This is a genomic window from Microbispora bryophytorum (assembly GCF_043197435.1).
Lineage (GTDB): Bacteria > Actinomycetota > Actinomycetes > Streptosporangiales > Streptosporangiaceae > Microbispora > Microbispora bryophytorum.
The window spans coordinates 88,830-103,899 of the sequence record NZ_JBICTF010000003.1 but is presented as its reverse complement, the minus strand read 5'-3'; the positions used below and the strand labels follow the sequence as shown (position 1 = coordinate 103,899).

10 protein-coding genes are annotated in these 15,070 nt (G+C 70.8%); 4 read left to right on the top strand and 6 right to left on the bottom strand.

The window, feature by feature from the left end; translation table 11 throughout:
* Window positions 1-183: 183 nt before the first annotated feature.
* Both ACGFIB_RS09900 and leuS read right to left on the bottom strand, forming a co-directional pair.
* The gene (locus ACGFIB_RS09900) at window positions 184-3,384 is read right to left on the bottom strand and encodes a S41 family peptidase (RefSeq protein WP_393370216.1); all 3,201 of its coding nucleotides are present in this window, start codon (window positions 3,382-3,384) and stop codon (window positions 184-186) included.
* 80 nt (window positions 3,385-3,464) lie between these two features.
* Entirely contained in the window at window positions 3,465-5,927 is a 2,463-nt protein-coding gene (gene leuS, locus ACGFIB_RS09895) for a leucine--tRNA ligase (RefSeq protein ID WP_393370213.1), read from the bottom strand.
* Window positions 5,928-6,366: 439 nt separating this feature from the next.
* On the opposite strand from leuS, the gene ACGFIB_RS09890 reads away from it, so the two are divergent.
* Entirely contained in the window at window positions 6,367-7,893 is a 1,527-nt protein-coding gene (locus ACGFIB_RS09890; RefSeq protein ID WP_393370210.1) for a hypothetical protein, read from the top strand.
* 26 nt (window positions 7,894-7,919) lie between these two features.
* On the opposite strand, the gene ACGFIB_RS09885 is transcribed toward ACGFIB_RS09890, so the two are convergent.
* Together ACGFIB_RS09885 and ACGFIB_RS09880 are read right to left on the bottom strand one after the other, a co-directional pair.
* Window positions 7,920-9,203 (bottom strand): cytochrome P450, encoded by a 1,284-nt coding sequence (locus tag ACGFIB_RS09885; protein ID WP_191051220.1) that lies wholly within the window; start codon window positions 9,201-9,203, stop codon window positions 7,920-7,922.
* Between the two features lie 181 nt (window positions 9,204-9,384).
* Window positions 9,385-9,657, bottom strand: coding sequence for a helix-turn-helix domain-containing protein (locus tag ACGFIB_RS09880; protein WP_357257349.1), 273 nt, complete (start codon window positions 9,655-9,657; stop codon window positions 9,385-9,387).
* On the opposite strand from ACGFIB_RS09880, the gene ACGFIB_RS09875 reads away from it, so the two are divergent.
* Window positions 9,553-9,912: a hypothetical protein gene (locus ACGFIB_RS09875; protein ID WP_393370205.1), complete on the top strand. Its 360-nt coding sequence runs from the start codon at window positions 9,553-9,555 to the stop codon at window positions 9,910-9,912. The genes ACGFIB_RS09880 and ACGFIB_RS09875 overlap by 105 nt on opposite strands.
* A 96-nt stretch (window positions 9,913-10,008) precedes the next feature.
* Window positions 10,009-10,782, top strand: a complete 774-nt coding sequence (locus tag ACGFIB_RS09870; protein ID WP_393370201.1) for a maleylpyruvate isomerase family mycothiol-dependent enzyme — start codon at window positions 10,009-10,011, stop codon at window positions 10,780-10,782.
* Window positions 10,783-10,850: 68 nt separating this feature from the next.
* On the opposite strand, the gene ACGFIB_RS09865 is transcribed toward ACGFIB_RS09870, so the two are convergent.
* Entirely contained in the window at window positions 10,851-12,119 is a 1,269-nt protein-coding gene (locus ACGFIB_RS09865; protein WP_393370198.1) for a cytochrome P450, read from the bottom strand.
* A gap of 149 nt (window positions 12,120-12,268) precedes the next feature.
* Between ACGFIB_RS09865 and ACGFIB_RS09860 the strand changes: the two genes are divergently transcribed.
* Window positions 12,269-13,795, top strand: a complete 1,527-nt coding sequence (locus ACGFIB_RS09860) for a long-chain-fatty-acid--CoA ligase (RefSeq protein WP_393370195.1) — start codon at window positions 12,269-12,271, stop codon at window positions 13,793-13,795.
* A gap of 14 nt (window positions 13,796-13,809) precedes the next feature.
* Here ACGFIB_RS09860 and ACGFIB_RS09855 read toward each other — a convergent pair whose 3' ends face one another.
* Window positions 13,810-15,066 (bottom strand): class I SAM-dependent methyltransferase, encoded by a 1,257-nt coding sequence (locus ACGFIB_RS09855; RefSeq protein WP_357245783.1) that lies wholly within the window; start codon window positions 15,064-15,066, stop codon window positions 13,810-13,812.
* Window positions 15,067-15,070 lie beyond the last annotated feature (4 nt).

Below are 15,070 nucleotides of genomic sequence, written 5' to 3'. Positions count from 1 at the left end.
GCGAGCCATGCGGTCAGGCGCGCACCCCAGACCACCGCCGGAGCGGTGGTGGTCGCGGCATGCCCTGACCGCACGCCTGCATCGATATGACTAGTTTGTGGCTCGCGCGTAATTTTGTCCGGAAGGCCAGCCGATCGTCAACGTCCCGTCACGGCACGATGCCGACGAGTTTCGACGCCGGGATCACTCCAGCGGCGGCAACTCCGGCGGGGTGGCCGGATGCCTGTCCCGCAGCGCCGCCAGTGCCAGCTCCACCGCCCGGGCCAACTGCGGATCCCGCCCGGCGACCAGGTCCTGCGGCGTCACGACGACCTCGACGTCCGGGTCGACGCCGTGGTTCTCGACGCCCCACCCCTCGCCTTCGAGCCAGAACGAGTACCGCGGCTGCGTGACGACGGTCCCGTCCGCGAGCGAGTAACGGGAGTCGATGCCGATCACGCCGCCCCAGGTCCGCGTGCCCACGAGCGGTCCGATGCCGCGGTTCTTGATTCCGGCACTGACGATGTCCCCGTCCGATCCGGCGAACTCGTCGGTGACCGCCACGATCGGCCCGCGAGGCGCGTCGTCCGGGTATCGCGCCGGCTCGTACCCCCGGGCCAGCGACCACCCGGTCACCCGCCGCTGGAGCTTCTCCAGCACCAGCTCGGAGACATGCCCGCCGCCGTTGTCGCGGATGTCCACGACGAGCCCGTCGAAGCCCATCTCGGCACGCAGGTCCCGGTGGAACTGCGCCCACCCGGTGGACATCATGTCCGGCACGTGCAGGTAGCCGAGCCGCCCGCCCGACGCCTCCCGCACGAACTCCCGCCGTCCCACCACCCAGTCGTGGTACCGCAGCCGCGTCTCGTCCGCGACGGGCGTGACGACGACCCGGCGGGTCTCGCCGCCCGAACCGGGCTGGACGGTCAGCTCCACGGGCCGCCCCGCCGTGCCGGACAGCAGTGCCAGCGGCCCACGGACCGGATCGACCGGGCGCCCGCTCACGGCGACGATCGCATCGCCCTCCCGGACGGCGACGCCGGGCGCGAGCAGCGGCGAGCGGGCCTCATGGTCGGAGGACTCCCCCGGCAGGATGCGGCCGATCCGCCACACCCCGTTCCCGTCCCGGGCGAGGTCGGCGCCGAGCAGGCCCTGACGGCGCCGGGGATCGTGGCCGCCTCCGCTCGGCCGCGCGTACGCGTGGGAGGTGGCCAGCTCGCCCTGGACCTCCCAGAGCAGGTCGATCAGCTCGGAGTAGGCGCCGATCCGCTCCACGAGGAGGGCGTAGCGGTCGAGCGTGGCCGGCCAGTCCACGCCGTTCATGTCCGCCCGCCAGAAGTGGTCGCGCATGAGCCGCCCGGCCTCGTTGTAGGCCTGCCGCCACTCGGCGACCGGGTCGACGGTCACGGCCACGCGGTCCAGGTCGATGGTGACGACCTCGTCGTCGTCTCCGGTGGCGCGGGTCTGCAGGCCGTTGCCACCTGTGGCCACCAGGCGCGTGCCGTCGCCGCTGACCTCGAAGGCCCCGAAGTCCCTGCCCAGCTCGCCGGCCTTGCGCTTGACCAGGTCGTAGCGTTCGAGGATCGGCTCGCCGGGCTCGGTGCCGTCGCCGAGCTCGCCGGTGAGCGGATGGCGCAGCCACAACAGGCCGCCCTTGGCGGCACGCAGGTTGGAGTAGATGCCGGCCGGCACCGGCACGGGCACGATCCGCGCCGCCAGCCCGTCGGCGTCCACCTCGGTCGGACGCGGCGGGCCGGTCCTGCCGTCGCTCTTTCCGTCGCTCTTGGCGTCGTTCTTGGCGTCGTTCTTGGCGTCGGGGCCGGTGTCGTCCTCCCCGCCGAAGCCGCGGCCCGCCAGTGAGGGATCGAACGGCGAGGGTGTCGTGGCCTTGAGCGGCACCAGGTACGGCCGGCAACTGGCGGGAAACGACAGGTCGAAGACGTGACTGTCGTAGACCGGGTTGAACGTGCGATCGGACAGGAAGGCCAGGTACTTGCCGTCCGTCGTGAAGGACGGGCTGTAGTCGTTGAAGCGCGGCGGGGTGACCTCGATCGCGGTGCTGCCGTCCACCCGGGCGAGCTTCAGATGGCAGCGCCAGGGCTGGTAGGCGTGCGCCCACGCGAGCCAGGCCGAGTCCGGCGAGAACGTGAGGTGCCGCACGTCGCCGTGGGTGGTGCGGTCCACCTCGCGGACGTTCCCGGAGTCGAGGTCCACCACCAGCAGCCGCCCGTCGTGGGTGGCGACCGCGGCGTGTCCGCCGTCCGGCGCGGCGGCCAGGTCGAGCACCCGGCCGAGCTGCCCGGCGGCCAGCGTGCGGATCTCACCGCCGGGCGTGCCGATCTCCAGCGCGTCCTCGCCGGAGGCGTCCGACACCCAGACGGCCCGGCCGGCCTCGGGATGCGAGGAGGAGTCGAGGGGCCGCGGCAGCCGTACCCGGACGCCGGGCTCGGCGCGCAGCACGCCGGCGGGGCCGTCGCGGTGGGTCAGCCAGTGGGCGGTGCCGCGGATCTCGACCACGCTGGCCCGCCCGACGCGGTCCGGCGCGAAGCCGCCGACGTCGTTCGGCGCCGGGTACGTGGCCCTGGCCGGGCGCGGTCCGCTCAGGGTGACGTCCAGCTTGTACGGCTCGGCGTCCAGGCTCTCCAGCAGCCACAGGTCGCCGCCGAGGCTGTAGACGACGCGGGAGCCGTCCGAGGCGGCATGCCGCGCGTAGAAGCCGCGGTGCGCGGTGTGCTGCCGCAGGTCGGAGCCGTCGGGCAGGCAGGAGTAGAGGTTGCCGTCGCCGTCGGTGTCGGCGAGGAAGGCCAGGCGCTCCCCCACCCACATGACCGACCAGTGCTGCGCGGGGTTGCCGGGGAACAGGCGGGTGAACTCGCCGTCCCCCGTGGCGTCCACCCAGATCTTGGCCGCGGTGCCGCCCCGGTATCGCTTCCACTGCGACGGCTCGCGCCATACCGCCGAGACGCCGGCCACCTTGGCGCCGCTGACCGCGACCTCGCTGACCCTGCCGTACGGCAGGGCCGTCGCCGGGCCGCCGTCCAGCGGCACCGCGTGGGCCCACTGCCGGGACCGTGAGCCGTGACCCGCGGCGGTGACGGCCAGCACGTTCCCGTCCTCGGTCCAGCCGCGCACGCCCGTCATGCCGTTGCCCCAGTGCGTGAGCCGCTCGCCCTCGGCGCCGTCCAGACCGGCGGCGAACACCTCGGGATCACCCTCGCGGGTGCTCGTCCACGCGATGCGCGCGCCGTCGGAGGAGAACCGGGGGTGGGAGACCGGCACCCGGTCGGCCGTGAAGCGCCACGCCCTGCCGCCGCTCGTGGGCGCCAGCCAGACGTCGTCATCCGCCACGAAGGCCAGAAGGTCACCGTTCAGGTGGGGGTATCTCAGGTACGCGCCGTTCGCCACACGTGCACCCTATGCCGGGTGGCGGCGGCTCCGCCGTACCGGACAGGTTCGTTCACGGTAGGCGGAGCCGGAGTAGCCGGCTACGGAACGATGTTGACGAGCTTCGGCACCCGCACGATCACCTTGCGCGGCTCGCCGTCCAGGTAGGGCCGGACCTTGTCCGACGCCAGGGCCAGGGCCTGCAGGTCGGTCTCGGAGATGTCCGGGGAGACCTCCAGCCGGTCGCGGACCTTGCCCGCCACCTGGACCACGGCCGTGACAGACTCCCGGACCAGCAGCGCCGGATCCGCCTCGGGCCAGCCGGCCGTGGCGACCGACGGCGCGTGCCCAAGCCGCTCCCAGCCCTCCTCCGCGACGTACGGCGCGACCAGCGACAGCATGACCGCCAGGGTCTGCGCGGCCTCGCGGACGGCGGGGTCGGCCGCGCCCGGCCCGGTGTCGATCGCCCGGCGGGTGGCTGTGGTCAGCTCCATCATGCGGGCCACCGCGACGTTGAACCGGTGGCTCTCGACGAGCTTGGTCACCTCGTCGATGGCCCGGTGGGTGACCTTGCGCAGTTCGACGTCGCCACCGGAGAGGTCGGCGCCCGGAGCGGAGGCCGCACCGGCCTCGGCCATCACGCGGAACGCGCGGGCGAGGAACTTCTGCGACGCGGCCGGTGAGACGTCGGCCCAGTCGATGTCGTCCTCCGGCGGCCCGGCGAAGACCATGGTCAGCCGCACGGCGTCCACGCCGTACGCGTCGATCTGCTGGCCGAGGTCCACGCCGTTGCCCAGCGTCTTGGACATCGCTTTGCCCTGGTTGATCACCTGGCCCTGGTTGAGCAGGCGCAGGAACGGCTCGGTGAAGCCGACCATGCCCATGTCGTAAAGGACCTTGGTGAAGAACCGCGAGTACAGCAGGTGGAGCACCGCGTGCTCCACGCCGCCCACGTACTGGTCGATCGGCCCCCACTTGCGGACCTTCTCGACGTCGAACGGCCCACCGTCGAAGTGCGGGTCGCAGTAACGCAGGTAGTACCACGAGGAGTCGACGAAGGTGTCCATCGTGTCGGTGTCCCGTTGCGCGGGGCCGCCGCACTTCGGACATTCGACGTTGACCCAGTCGGCGGCGCTCGCCAGCGGCGAGACGCCCTTGGGCTGGAGGTCGGCGCCGCGCAGGTCGGGCAGCGTGACCGGGAGCTGGTCGTCGGGGACCGGGACCTCGCCGCAGTCCAGGCAGTGGATGATCGGGATCGGCGTGCCCCAGAACCGCTGCCGCGACAGCAGCCAGTCCCGCAGCCGGTAGTTCACCGCGGCCCTGCCGGTGCCGCGCTCCTCCAGGACCTCGATGATCTTCTGGATCGCCTCGGCCTTCGTCAGGCCGTCCAGCGGGCCGGAGTTCACCAGGGCGCCCTCGCCCGGGGTGGCGACGCCGGTCTCGCCGGGGTCGGCCAGGCCGGTGTGCACGACGACCTTGACCGGCAGGCCGAACTTCCGCGCGAAGTCGAGGTCGCGCTGGTCGTGCGCGGGCACCGCCATGATCGCGCCGTGGCCGTAGTCGGACAGCACGTAGTCGGCCGCCCAGACCGGGACGCGCTCCCCGTTGACCGGGTTGATCGCGTACACGCCGAGGAAGACGCCGGTCTTCTCCTTCTCCGTGGACAGCCGCTCGATGTCGGAGAGCTTGGCGACCTCGGCGCGGTAGGCGGCCAGCGCCTCACGCCGGTCGGGGGCGACGATCTCCTCGGCCAGCGGGGCGTCGGCGGCCACCACGAAGAACGTCGCGCCGTACAGGGTGTCGGGACGCGTGGTGTAGACGGTGACGGGCTCGTCCCGGCCCTCGATGCGGAACTGGACGTCGGCTCCGGTGGAGCGGCCGATCCAGTTGCGCTGCATGGTCAGCACGCGATCCGGCCAGCCGCCCTCCAGCTGCGCCATGTCGTCGAGCAGCCGGTCGGCGTAGTCAGTGATCTTGAAGTACCACTGGGTCAGCTCGCGGCGGACGACGTCGGCGCCACAGCGCTCGCACTTGCCGCCCACCACCTGCTCGTTGGCGAGCACGGTCTGGTCCTGCGGGCACCAGTTGACCAGGCCGCCCTTGCGGTAGGCCAGACCCCGCTCGTAGAAGCGGGTGAACAGCCACTGGTTCCAGTGGAAGTACTCCGCGTCGCTGGTGTGCAGGCGCCGCGACCAGTCGAAGGAGATGGCGTACCGCTTGAACGAGTTCGCCTGGGTCTCGATGTTCTTGTACGTCCACTCGGCGGGGTGGGCGTTGCGCTTGATCGCGGCGTTCTCGGCGGGCAGGCCGAAGGAGTCCCACCCGATGGGGTGCAGGACGTTGTAGCCCTTCTGGAACCAGTAGCGCGCGACGACGTCGCCGATCGCGAAGACCTCGCCGTGCCCCATGTGGAGGTCGCCGGAGGGGTAGGGGAACATGTCGAGCATGTACTTGCGCGGCCTGGTGTCCGCGAGGTCCTCGACCGCCTCGAAGGGGTTCAGTTCCTCCCACCGCGGCAGCCACTTGGCCTGCAGCGCCTGCGGGTCGTACACCGGCTCGTCCACTTCCACTCCTCGCCAGGCGGCTGGAATCACACAGATGAAGGCGTCCGCCGGGGGCAGGGTCCCTGCTTCGCGGTCCGAGGCACACGGTCTCCGCGCTCTCACGCTCCGAGACGGCTGCCCGCTCAGCAGGGTGGCGGCACGCGTGTCAAGCGTAGCGCAGACCGCAACGGGGACGCGGATTGATCTTGTGGGCTGACCCCGCCTGTCAAAGCGTGATACCCGATGGTGATAGATCCGTTGTGGGGTCTTATGTCCCTTCCAATACTGTGCTGCCGTGGCCAACTCATTCCCGCCCGAGGATTTGCCGATGCAGGACCCGCCCACCGACCCCACGGGTGAGCAGTTCCGCGAGGCATTCCGCGGTTTCGCTGCGGCAGCCCCCGGCGCGCATGAGATCATGCCAGGCACCCCCAATTCGGGCATGATCTCGGGAGGTACCGTGCCCACGGACCGCAGTGAACACCAGCGGGAGCCGGCGTGGCCGGAGATCCCGCCGGCCTGGCCCGAGGTGCCTCCGCCCTCGTCCTTCACCCCGACCGTCCGGTCCTTCGTCGAGGGGGCGCCGCAGCAGCCCGCGGACGCGACCGCGACCATGGCGGGCCCGGTTCCCGGCACCGCTCCGCAGCAGCCCTTCACCGCCTTCGGCGCGCCCGACCGGTCCCGGACCACTCCTCACTTCGGCCCGCCGCCGGACGGCTTCAGGAACGCGGACGGCTTCAATGGCGCAGGCGGCGTCGGCGGTGCGGAGAACTTCAATGGTGCGGACGGCTTCGGCGGCCCCGCGCCGACGTACGGCATGCCGGGCCCCGCACACCCTGGTCAGGACCAAGGCCACCAGGACCAGAGCCGGCACCAAGGGCAGGGACCGGGTCAGGGCCAGGGCCAGGGCCAAGCGCAGGGCCTGAGCCAGGGACAGGGCCTGGGCCAAGCGCAGGGTCAGGGGCAGGCCGGCCCGCACGCGGGCCCGTTCCCGGGCGGCCCGGACCGCCCCAGGCCCGCCGCGCCGTTCACCCCTTCGGTCCGCTCGTTCGCCGAGTCCGCCCCGCCCGCCTCCGCCACACCGCCCCAGCCCCAGCCCCAGCCCCAGCCCCAGCCGGAGGATCCGTACCGGCCGTTCGTGACGGCGGGACAGATCAGCGGGCCGAAGACGCCCCCCGCCCACCGGCAGCAGGAGCTGTGGAACACGGTGTTCGGGGAGAACTACCAGGCCATCGACGAGTACGAGGACGACGAGTCCGGCCGTCCGGTCTGGCTGTACGCGCTGGTGGCCTCGGTCGTCGCGGCGCTCGTCGGGGTGCTCGTGTGGGCGTTCGCCGCCGGGCCGCTCAGCTCCGGCGACGCGGCCGAGGCGGCGACGTCCGCGAAGCCGTCCCCCGCCAATTCCCACGCCACGACCAAGCCGCAGACCCAGACGTCGTCACGGCTGCCCGTCTACAGGGGCACGGCCTCCCCCGTGAACGGCGTGCTCACCGACACCGCCGGCCGCATCACGCTGCCCAAGCTCGGCGGCCCCTGGCAGGCGGACGCCGACCCGGCTCAGACCAAGGCGACGTACGGCTTCACCAGCAGGCAGTACGTGCCGGCCGGCATGACGACCAAGGGCAAGCGCGAGTTCGCCGTGGTGATGTCGGGCCCCCTGTCGCAGTCGCTGGCCGCGAAGTACACCACACCCGGCAACCTGGGACCGGTGGTGAACGCGGTGATGTACCGGGCGCGGCAGACGCAGTTCCCCAAGGACAACAAGATCGCCAAGGTCGCCCAGCAGCGCCTGACGCGCAACAACCTCACCGGGCTGGCGGCGGCCTACAAGGTGACCGCCGACGGCGCGGCCACCACGGTCGTGATCGCGGCCGTGAACACCGGCGCCGACCTTCCCACGATCGTCTACATGGCCGTGCCCGAGCTCAAGAACGACCTGCTCCCCGACGTCAACACGGTCTTCCGGTCGATCAAGCCCCTCGGCTGACCACCGGCCGGCCGGTGGTCAGCTGATCAGAACTCGCAGGTCATGTGCTTGATGCCGTTGATGAAGCTGGACAGCAGGCGCTCCGGCTCGCCCGCCTCGATCTGCGGGACCCGCCGCAGCAGCTCGCGGAACATCGCGGTGATCTCGCGGCGGGCCAGGTGGGCGCCGAGGCAGAAGTGGGGACCCGGGCCGCCGAAGCCGACGTGCGGGTTGGGGTCGCGCCGGATGTCGAAGCGCAGCGGGTCGTCGAACACCCGCTCGTCGCGGTTGGCCGCCCAGTAGTACAGCAGGACCTTCTCGCCCTTGCGGTAGAGGTTGCCGTTCATCTCGTGGTCCCGGGTGACCTTGCGGCGCATGTAGTTGACCGGCGCGGCCAGCCGGACGATCTCCTCGATCGCGCGCGGCGCCCGGCCCTCGAAGTCCTCCAGCCACAGCCGCCGCTGCTCCGGGTTGACCGTGAGCAGCCGCATACCGTGCGAGATGGCGTTGCGGGTGGTCTCGTTGCCGGCCACGACGAGCAGGATGAAGAACGAGCCGAGCTCCTGGGCCGTCAGCCGCTCCCCGTCGATGTTGGCGTTGACGAGGGACGAGGTGAGGTCGTCGGTGGGCGTCTCCATCCGCAGCGCGGCCAGGTCCTGGACGAGCTGCTGCAGCTCCATCCCCGCGGTGAGCAGCGCGTGGGCGATGTCCGCACGCTCGCTCACGTATTCGGGGTCGGTGGCCCCGAGGACGATGTTCGAGCGGTCGAAGACGAACCGGTAGTCCTTCTCCGGGATGCCCATCATGTCGCAGATGATCTTCAAGGGCAGCCTGGCGGCCACCTCGGTGACGAAGTCGCAGCCGGGGCCGGTCTCCAGCAGCTCGTCCACGATGCGCGAGGCCGCGGCGTCCACGTCGGACTCGAACTGCTTGATCATCTTCGGGGTGAAGGCGCGCGAGACGATCCGCCGCAGGCGCGCGTGCCGCGGGTCGTCCATGTTGATCATCGAGCCGAAGTATTCGGCGAACTCCGCCGGCAGGTCCGGGATGTTGGTCGCCCCGCCGTCGCCCGAGCAGAAGACCTCGGGATTGCGGCTGGCCTCCAGGATGTCGGCGTGCCGGACCAGCGCGTGGTAGCCCGGCCCCGTGATGCCGCCCAGACTGAACTCGGGCTCCGGGAAGAAGGCCGGCTTGTCCAGGTCGCGCAGCAGCCGGAAGGCGTGCTCCCGCTCCTCGTCCGGGCGGCCCCAGAAGTCCCAGTCGTTCAGGTCGATGTCCGCCGCCGAGGTGATGGCCGTGCGCTTCCCGGGGTCCGTCGGCTGTGTCGTCATGGTGGGGGCCGGCCCTTCCGAGTGACTAGAACCACATTCGGTTGCCAGTCTGCCACACCCGCCGGTTCAGCCGCAGTGGGTCAGGCGGGCATGCCTGCGCCGGCCGGGCCGCCCCTGGTGGACGCCGCGGTAGACGAGGTGGACCACACCGCCACTGTCGCGGGCGGCACCCGCGGATTCGTCACGTATCGGTGCCGAAGGAGGACGGCAACGCCGTCGCCTGCGTCGAGCGGTAGCGCGAGGGCGGGATGCCGTACAGGTCTACGAACGCCTGACGGAGGGCCTCGGCCGTCCCGAAGCCGCAGCGGGCCGCGATCGCGGCCATCGGCAGCGACGTGGAGACGAGCAGGTGGGCGGCGGCCTCGGCGCATACACGGGCCAGACGATGTTCGCGGGGATGTTCGCACTCGGCCTGCTGTGGTTTGCGGCAGGGGTGGCGCCCTCGTACGCCCACGATCCCGAACTCGCCTACCTGCTGATGGCGTTCGACATGTCGGCCGGCATGGCCGTCTGGATGCGCGTGCGCGGACACGCCTGGGCTCCGATCCTGGAGATGTGCGGGGCGATGTTCGTCCCGGTCGTGCCGTTGTTCCCGCTCCTGTGGCTGGGCCTGATCGACGGCATGGCCCTGATGGTCGCGGCCAACGTCGCGATGTTCCCGCTGATGCTGGCGGCCATGCTGCGGCGCCGCGACGAGTACGCCCACTAGAGCTCTCGTTTCACTCCGCCGGCGCCGCCCGGCCGTCGACGCGTTCGTCCGACAAATCACTACCCGGCGGCCGGAACGCCGTGATACACAACCGCCGTGCAAAACATCTTGGAGTTCCCCGAGGTCCTGCGGCTGATCGAAGACCGCTCGGCCGCGTTCCGCGCTGCGATCGCATCCGCCCCCGACCTTGACGTCCAGGTCCCGACCTGCCCGGACTGGACGCTGCGCGAACTGGCGCAGCACCTCGGTGACGGCCGCCGCCGCCAGGCCGCCATCGTCGCGGCGGGCCCGGGCGCTGAGCCCCCGGCGAGGACGGACCCGAAGGGCGCCCCGACCGCGCCCCGCGACCGCGAAGCCCTGGACGCCTGGCTCGCCGAGTCGACCGAGCTCATGCTCGACGCGATGCGCGAGGCCGGCCCGGACCGCGGCTGCTGGACCTGGTGGGGCCGCTCGCAGGCCCCGCAGACCAGCGGAGCCGTGGCCCGGCACCAGATCCAGGAGATCGCCGTCCACACCTACGACGCCCAGCTCACCCAGGGGGCCGCACGGCCGCTGCCGACGGACGTCGCGGTCGAGGGCGTCGACGAGTTCCTGACGACCGTCTCGGCGACGACCGTCCCCTGGCCGTTCAAGCCGGCGACCATCGACCTGCACACGACCGAGGGCCGCTCCTGGCGCCTGACCCTCAACGCCGACGGCGTCCGCTGCGACGACCTCGCCGCCGACGCGGAGCCGGGCGACATGGCGATGCGAGGCGCAGCGAGTGAACTGGTCCTCTACTTCTACGAGCGCGTCCCGCTCGACAGCCTGGGGACCACCGGCGACACCGAGCCGATGGAGCGGCTCGCAGACTGGGACCCGAACGCGTGAAACGCGCACTTGGCACTCGTCATCTGGCTCCGCTCATGATCGCCAGGACAGCCCCCAAAGGCCGGCGCTCAGAAGCGGTAGCTCATGTGCTTGACGCCGTTGATGAAGTTGGACAGCAGGTAGGACGGCTCGCCCACGGAGCGGATGGCGGGCATCCGGTCGAACAGCTCCCGGAACATCACGGTGATCTCCCGGCGGGCGAGGTGGGCGCCCAGGCAGTAGTGCGGGCCGTGGCCGCCGAAGCCGACATGGGGGTTGGGACTGCGGGTGATGTCGAAGACGTCGGGATCACGGAAGACCGCCTCGTCCCGATTCGCCGAGTTGTAGAACAGCAGGACCTTGTCGCCCGCGCGGTAGTCGTGGCCGTTCATCGTGTGGGCCCGTGTCACGGTGCGCCGGAACTGGATGACCGGGCTGGAGCAGCGGACGATCTCCTCCACGGCGCCCGCGATGCGCCCGTCGAAGTCCTCCAGCAGCAGCGCGCGCTGGCCGGGGTGATCGGTGAGCAGTTTGAGCCCGTGGGCGATGGCGTTGCGGGTCGTCTCGCTGCCCGCGACGACCAGCAGGATGAAGAACGAGCCGAGCTCCTGGGCGGTCAGGCGTTCCTCGCCGTGCACGAGCATGCTGGTCAGGTCGCCGGTGGGCCGCCGGCGGCGCTCCGCGGCCAGGCGACGGGCCAGCCCGTTCAGGTCGTGCCCGGCCCGCAGCAGCGCGACCAGGCCGCGGGCCGTCGTCCAGCGGCCGAATGAGGCGTCCGGCCGGGACGGGTCGACGACGACGCCCGAATATTCGGAGTCGGCGTTGGCCAGGATCGTGTTCGTACGGCGGAGCACCCGGTCGTGATGTTCGGCCGGGATGCCCATCATGTCGCAGATCACCCGTACGGGTAATCGGGCGGCGATCTGGGGCACGAAGTCGCCGGGCCCCTCCCGCACGGCCCCGTCGACGATCTCCCGGGCGGCCCGGCCCAGGTCCTCCTCCATCTTGGCCAGGATGCGCGGGGTGAACGCCCGCGAGACGATCCGCCGCAGCCGGGCGTGCCGGGGATCGTCCATGTTGATCATGGAACCGAAGTAGACGGCCAGCCAGCGCGGCATGTCGGGGATGCTGTTTGCCGTCGGCTCGCTGCTGAAGACGGCGGGGTCGCGGCTCGCCTCGGTCACGTCGGCGTGCCGTACGAGCGCGTAGTAGCCGGGGCCGTGGCCGATGAAGGGGATCTTGTTCTCGCGGAAGAAGACGGGCTGGTCGAGCGCACGCAGGCGCCGGAACGCCTCGTGCCGCTCGGCCCGGGGCAGCCCCCAGAACGGGATGTGGGACAGGTCGGCAGCCGTGTCCATGCCGACCACTCTCGTGCGTGGGCACGGCATCGTCAAGGGCCGGGAACGCCCGTGCAAACGGACCCTCTAAATCCGCTCCCAGAGCCGTTACGCTGAGGTACCTACCGGTTGGTATGGACCACGGAGTCCAACAGAAAAGGGAGCGGCAGATGCTCAACCTGGCCGTCGTGCTGGAAGACAGCGCACGGGAGAAGCCCGACGCCACCGCGGTCGTCTTCGGCGACATGCGCCTGCCGTACTCACTCGTGGACACCATCGCCGGCCAGGTCGCCAACCTGCTGGTCTCGCGCGGCATCGGCAGGGGCGACAAGGTGGCGCTGGCCTGCCCCAACCTGCCGTACTTCCCGTTCGTCTACTACGGCATCCTCAAGACGGGCGCGACCGTCGTCCCGCTGAACGTGCTGCTGCAGGCCAGGGAGATCGCCTATCACCTGGACGACTCCGACGCCAAGGCATTCTTCTGCTTCGAGGGCTCACCGGAGCTGCCGCTGGGCGAGCGGGGCCGGGCCGGCTTCGCCGACGCCGGGGGCGTCGAGCACTTCTTCGTGCTGCCGGCCACGCCGTTCGCCACCGAGTCCGAGCTCGGCGAGACGCTGTGGGCGGCCCTCGACGGGATGTCCGGCGAGTTCGAGACCGTGCAGACCTCCGCCGACGACACGGCGGTGATCCTTTACACCAGCGGCACCACCGGCCAGCCGAAGGGCGCCGAGCTCACCCACCAGAACATGGTCATGAACGCCGTCGTCAGCGACGAGATGTTCCCCCGGCAGCCGGAGGACATCTACCTCGTCGCGCTGCCGCTGTTCCACTCCTTCGGCCAGACGGTGCTGATGAACGCCGGGTTCCGGCGCGGCGGCACGCTCGTGCTGCTGCCCCGCTTCGAGCCGGCCGAGGCCCTCACGCTGATGAAGCGCGAGAAGGTCACGCTGTTCGCGGGAGTGCCGACGATGTACTGGGCCATGCTCGCCGCCGTGCACGCCGGCGCGGCCGAGGTGCCGCCCTCGCTGATCACCGCGGCCTCCGGCGGATCGGCACTGCCGGTCGAGGTCCTGAAGGACTTCAGCGCGACGTTCGGCGTGGCCGTCCTGGAGGGATACGGCCTGTCGGAGACGTCGCCGGTGGCCTCGTTCAACCAGCCGGGCAGGCCCGCGAAGGCCGGCTCGATCGGCACGCCGATCTGGGGCGTGGAGATGAAGCTGGTCGACGCCGACTGGAACACGCCCGACGACATCGGCGAGATCGCCGTCCGCGGCCACAACATCATGAAGGGCTACTACAACAGGCCCGAGGCGACGGCGCAGGTCATGAAGGACGGCTGGTTCCGCACCGGTGACGTGGCCCGGCGCGACGAGGACGGCTACTACTTCATCGTCGACCGGGCCAAGGACATGATCATCCGGGGCGGCTTCAACGTGTACCCACGGGAGATCGAGGAGGTCCTCATGACCCACCCCGCGGTCTCGCTCGCCGCGGTCGTCGGGGTGCCCCACGACTCCCACGGCGAGGAGGTCAAGGCGTACGTCATCCGCAAGCCCGGCGCCACGACCACCGAGGAGGAGCTGGTGGCGTGGTGCCGGGAGACGATGGCGGCCTACAAGTACCCGCGGATCGTGGAGTTCCGCGAGTCCCTGCCGATGACCGCCACCGGGAAGATCCTCAAGCGCGAGCTGCGGTAGGGAACCGCGGACCCTTACGGCCAGTCGAGGGACGGGCGCAGCGCGACGTGCGACTGTCCCTCGTCGAGCCGGACGCCGAGCACCTGGTGCAGCTGCACCTTGTTGCGCTCGAACCCGACGACGCAGCCGGCCATGTAGAGCCGCCAGACCCGGGCGGTGCCCTGGCCGACCTCCTCGACCGCCTCCTCCCAGTGGGCGTCGAGGTTCTTGCACCACTCGCGCAGCGTCAGCGCGTAGTGCTCACGCAGGTTCTCCTCGTGGCGGACCTCGAAACCGGTGTCCTCCATCTGGCGGATCAGGTGGCCCACCGACTCCAGCTCGCCGTCCGGGAAGACGTAGCGGTTGATGAAGCCGCCCTTGTTGATGGTCTTCTCGGTGCTGGTCGGGCGCGTGATGCAGTGGTTGAGCAGGCGCCCGCCCGGCTTGAGCTTGCCGTACAGGAAGGAGAAGTACGACGGCAGGTTGTCCTTGCCGATGTGCTCGGTCAGGCCGATCGAGCTGACCCGGTCGAAACCGGTTTCGGGGACGTCACGGTAATCCATGTAACGGACCTCGGCGAGCTCCGACAGCCCGGCCTCCGCGATGGCCTTCTGCGCCCATTCGGCCTGCTGGCGCGACAGCGTGACGCCGAGGCCCTTCACGCCGTATTCCCTGGCCGCGTGCATGACCATGCCGCCCCAGCCGCAGCCGACGTCGAGCAGCCGCATCCCGGGCTTGAGGTCGAGCTTCTTGGCGACCAGGTCGAACTTCGCGTACTGCGCCTCCTCCAGTGTCGCGTCCGGCGCGGGGAACACCGCGCAGGTGTACGCCATGGAGGGACCGAGCACCCACTCGTAGAAGCGGTTGGACACGTCGTAGTGATGGTGGATCACTTCGGCGTCACGCTGCTTGGCATGCCGGCTGCCCAGCTTCGCCAGCGTGCTCTGCCGCGCCTCCTGCGGCGGCGGCTGGACGCGCATCAGCAGCGGCTTGATTCCGAGCGCGCGGATCGCCGCGACCTTCTCACCGAGCGCCAGGTCGTTGATCGTCAACGACCACATCCGGTCCAGCAGGCTGTACATGTCCCCGTGCACATCGAGGTGCCCGGAAATGTACGCGCGGGCGAGGCCGAGCTCTCCCGGCGCCTGCGCGAGATAGGCCACCGCGGCCGGCGACTTCACCTCAATGCGGAGGTCCGCCCCCGAGGACCCGGCCTTGCTGCCGTCGTAGGCGACGAACTCGACGCCCGCGTCAGGGCCGACGATCTTCTCGAAGATCTTCGCAAGAGTCATTGCA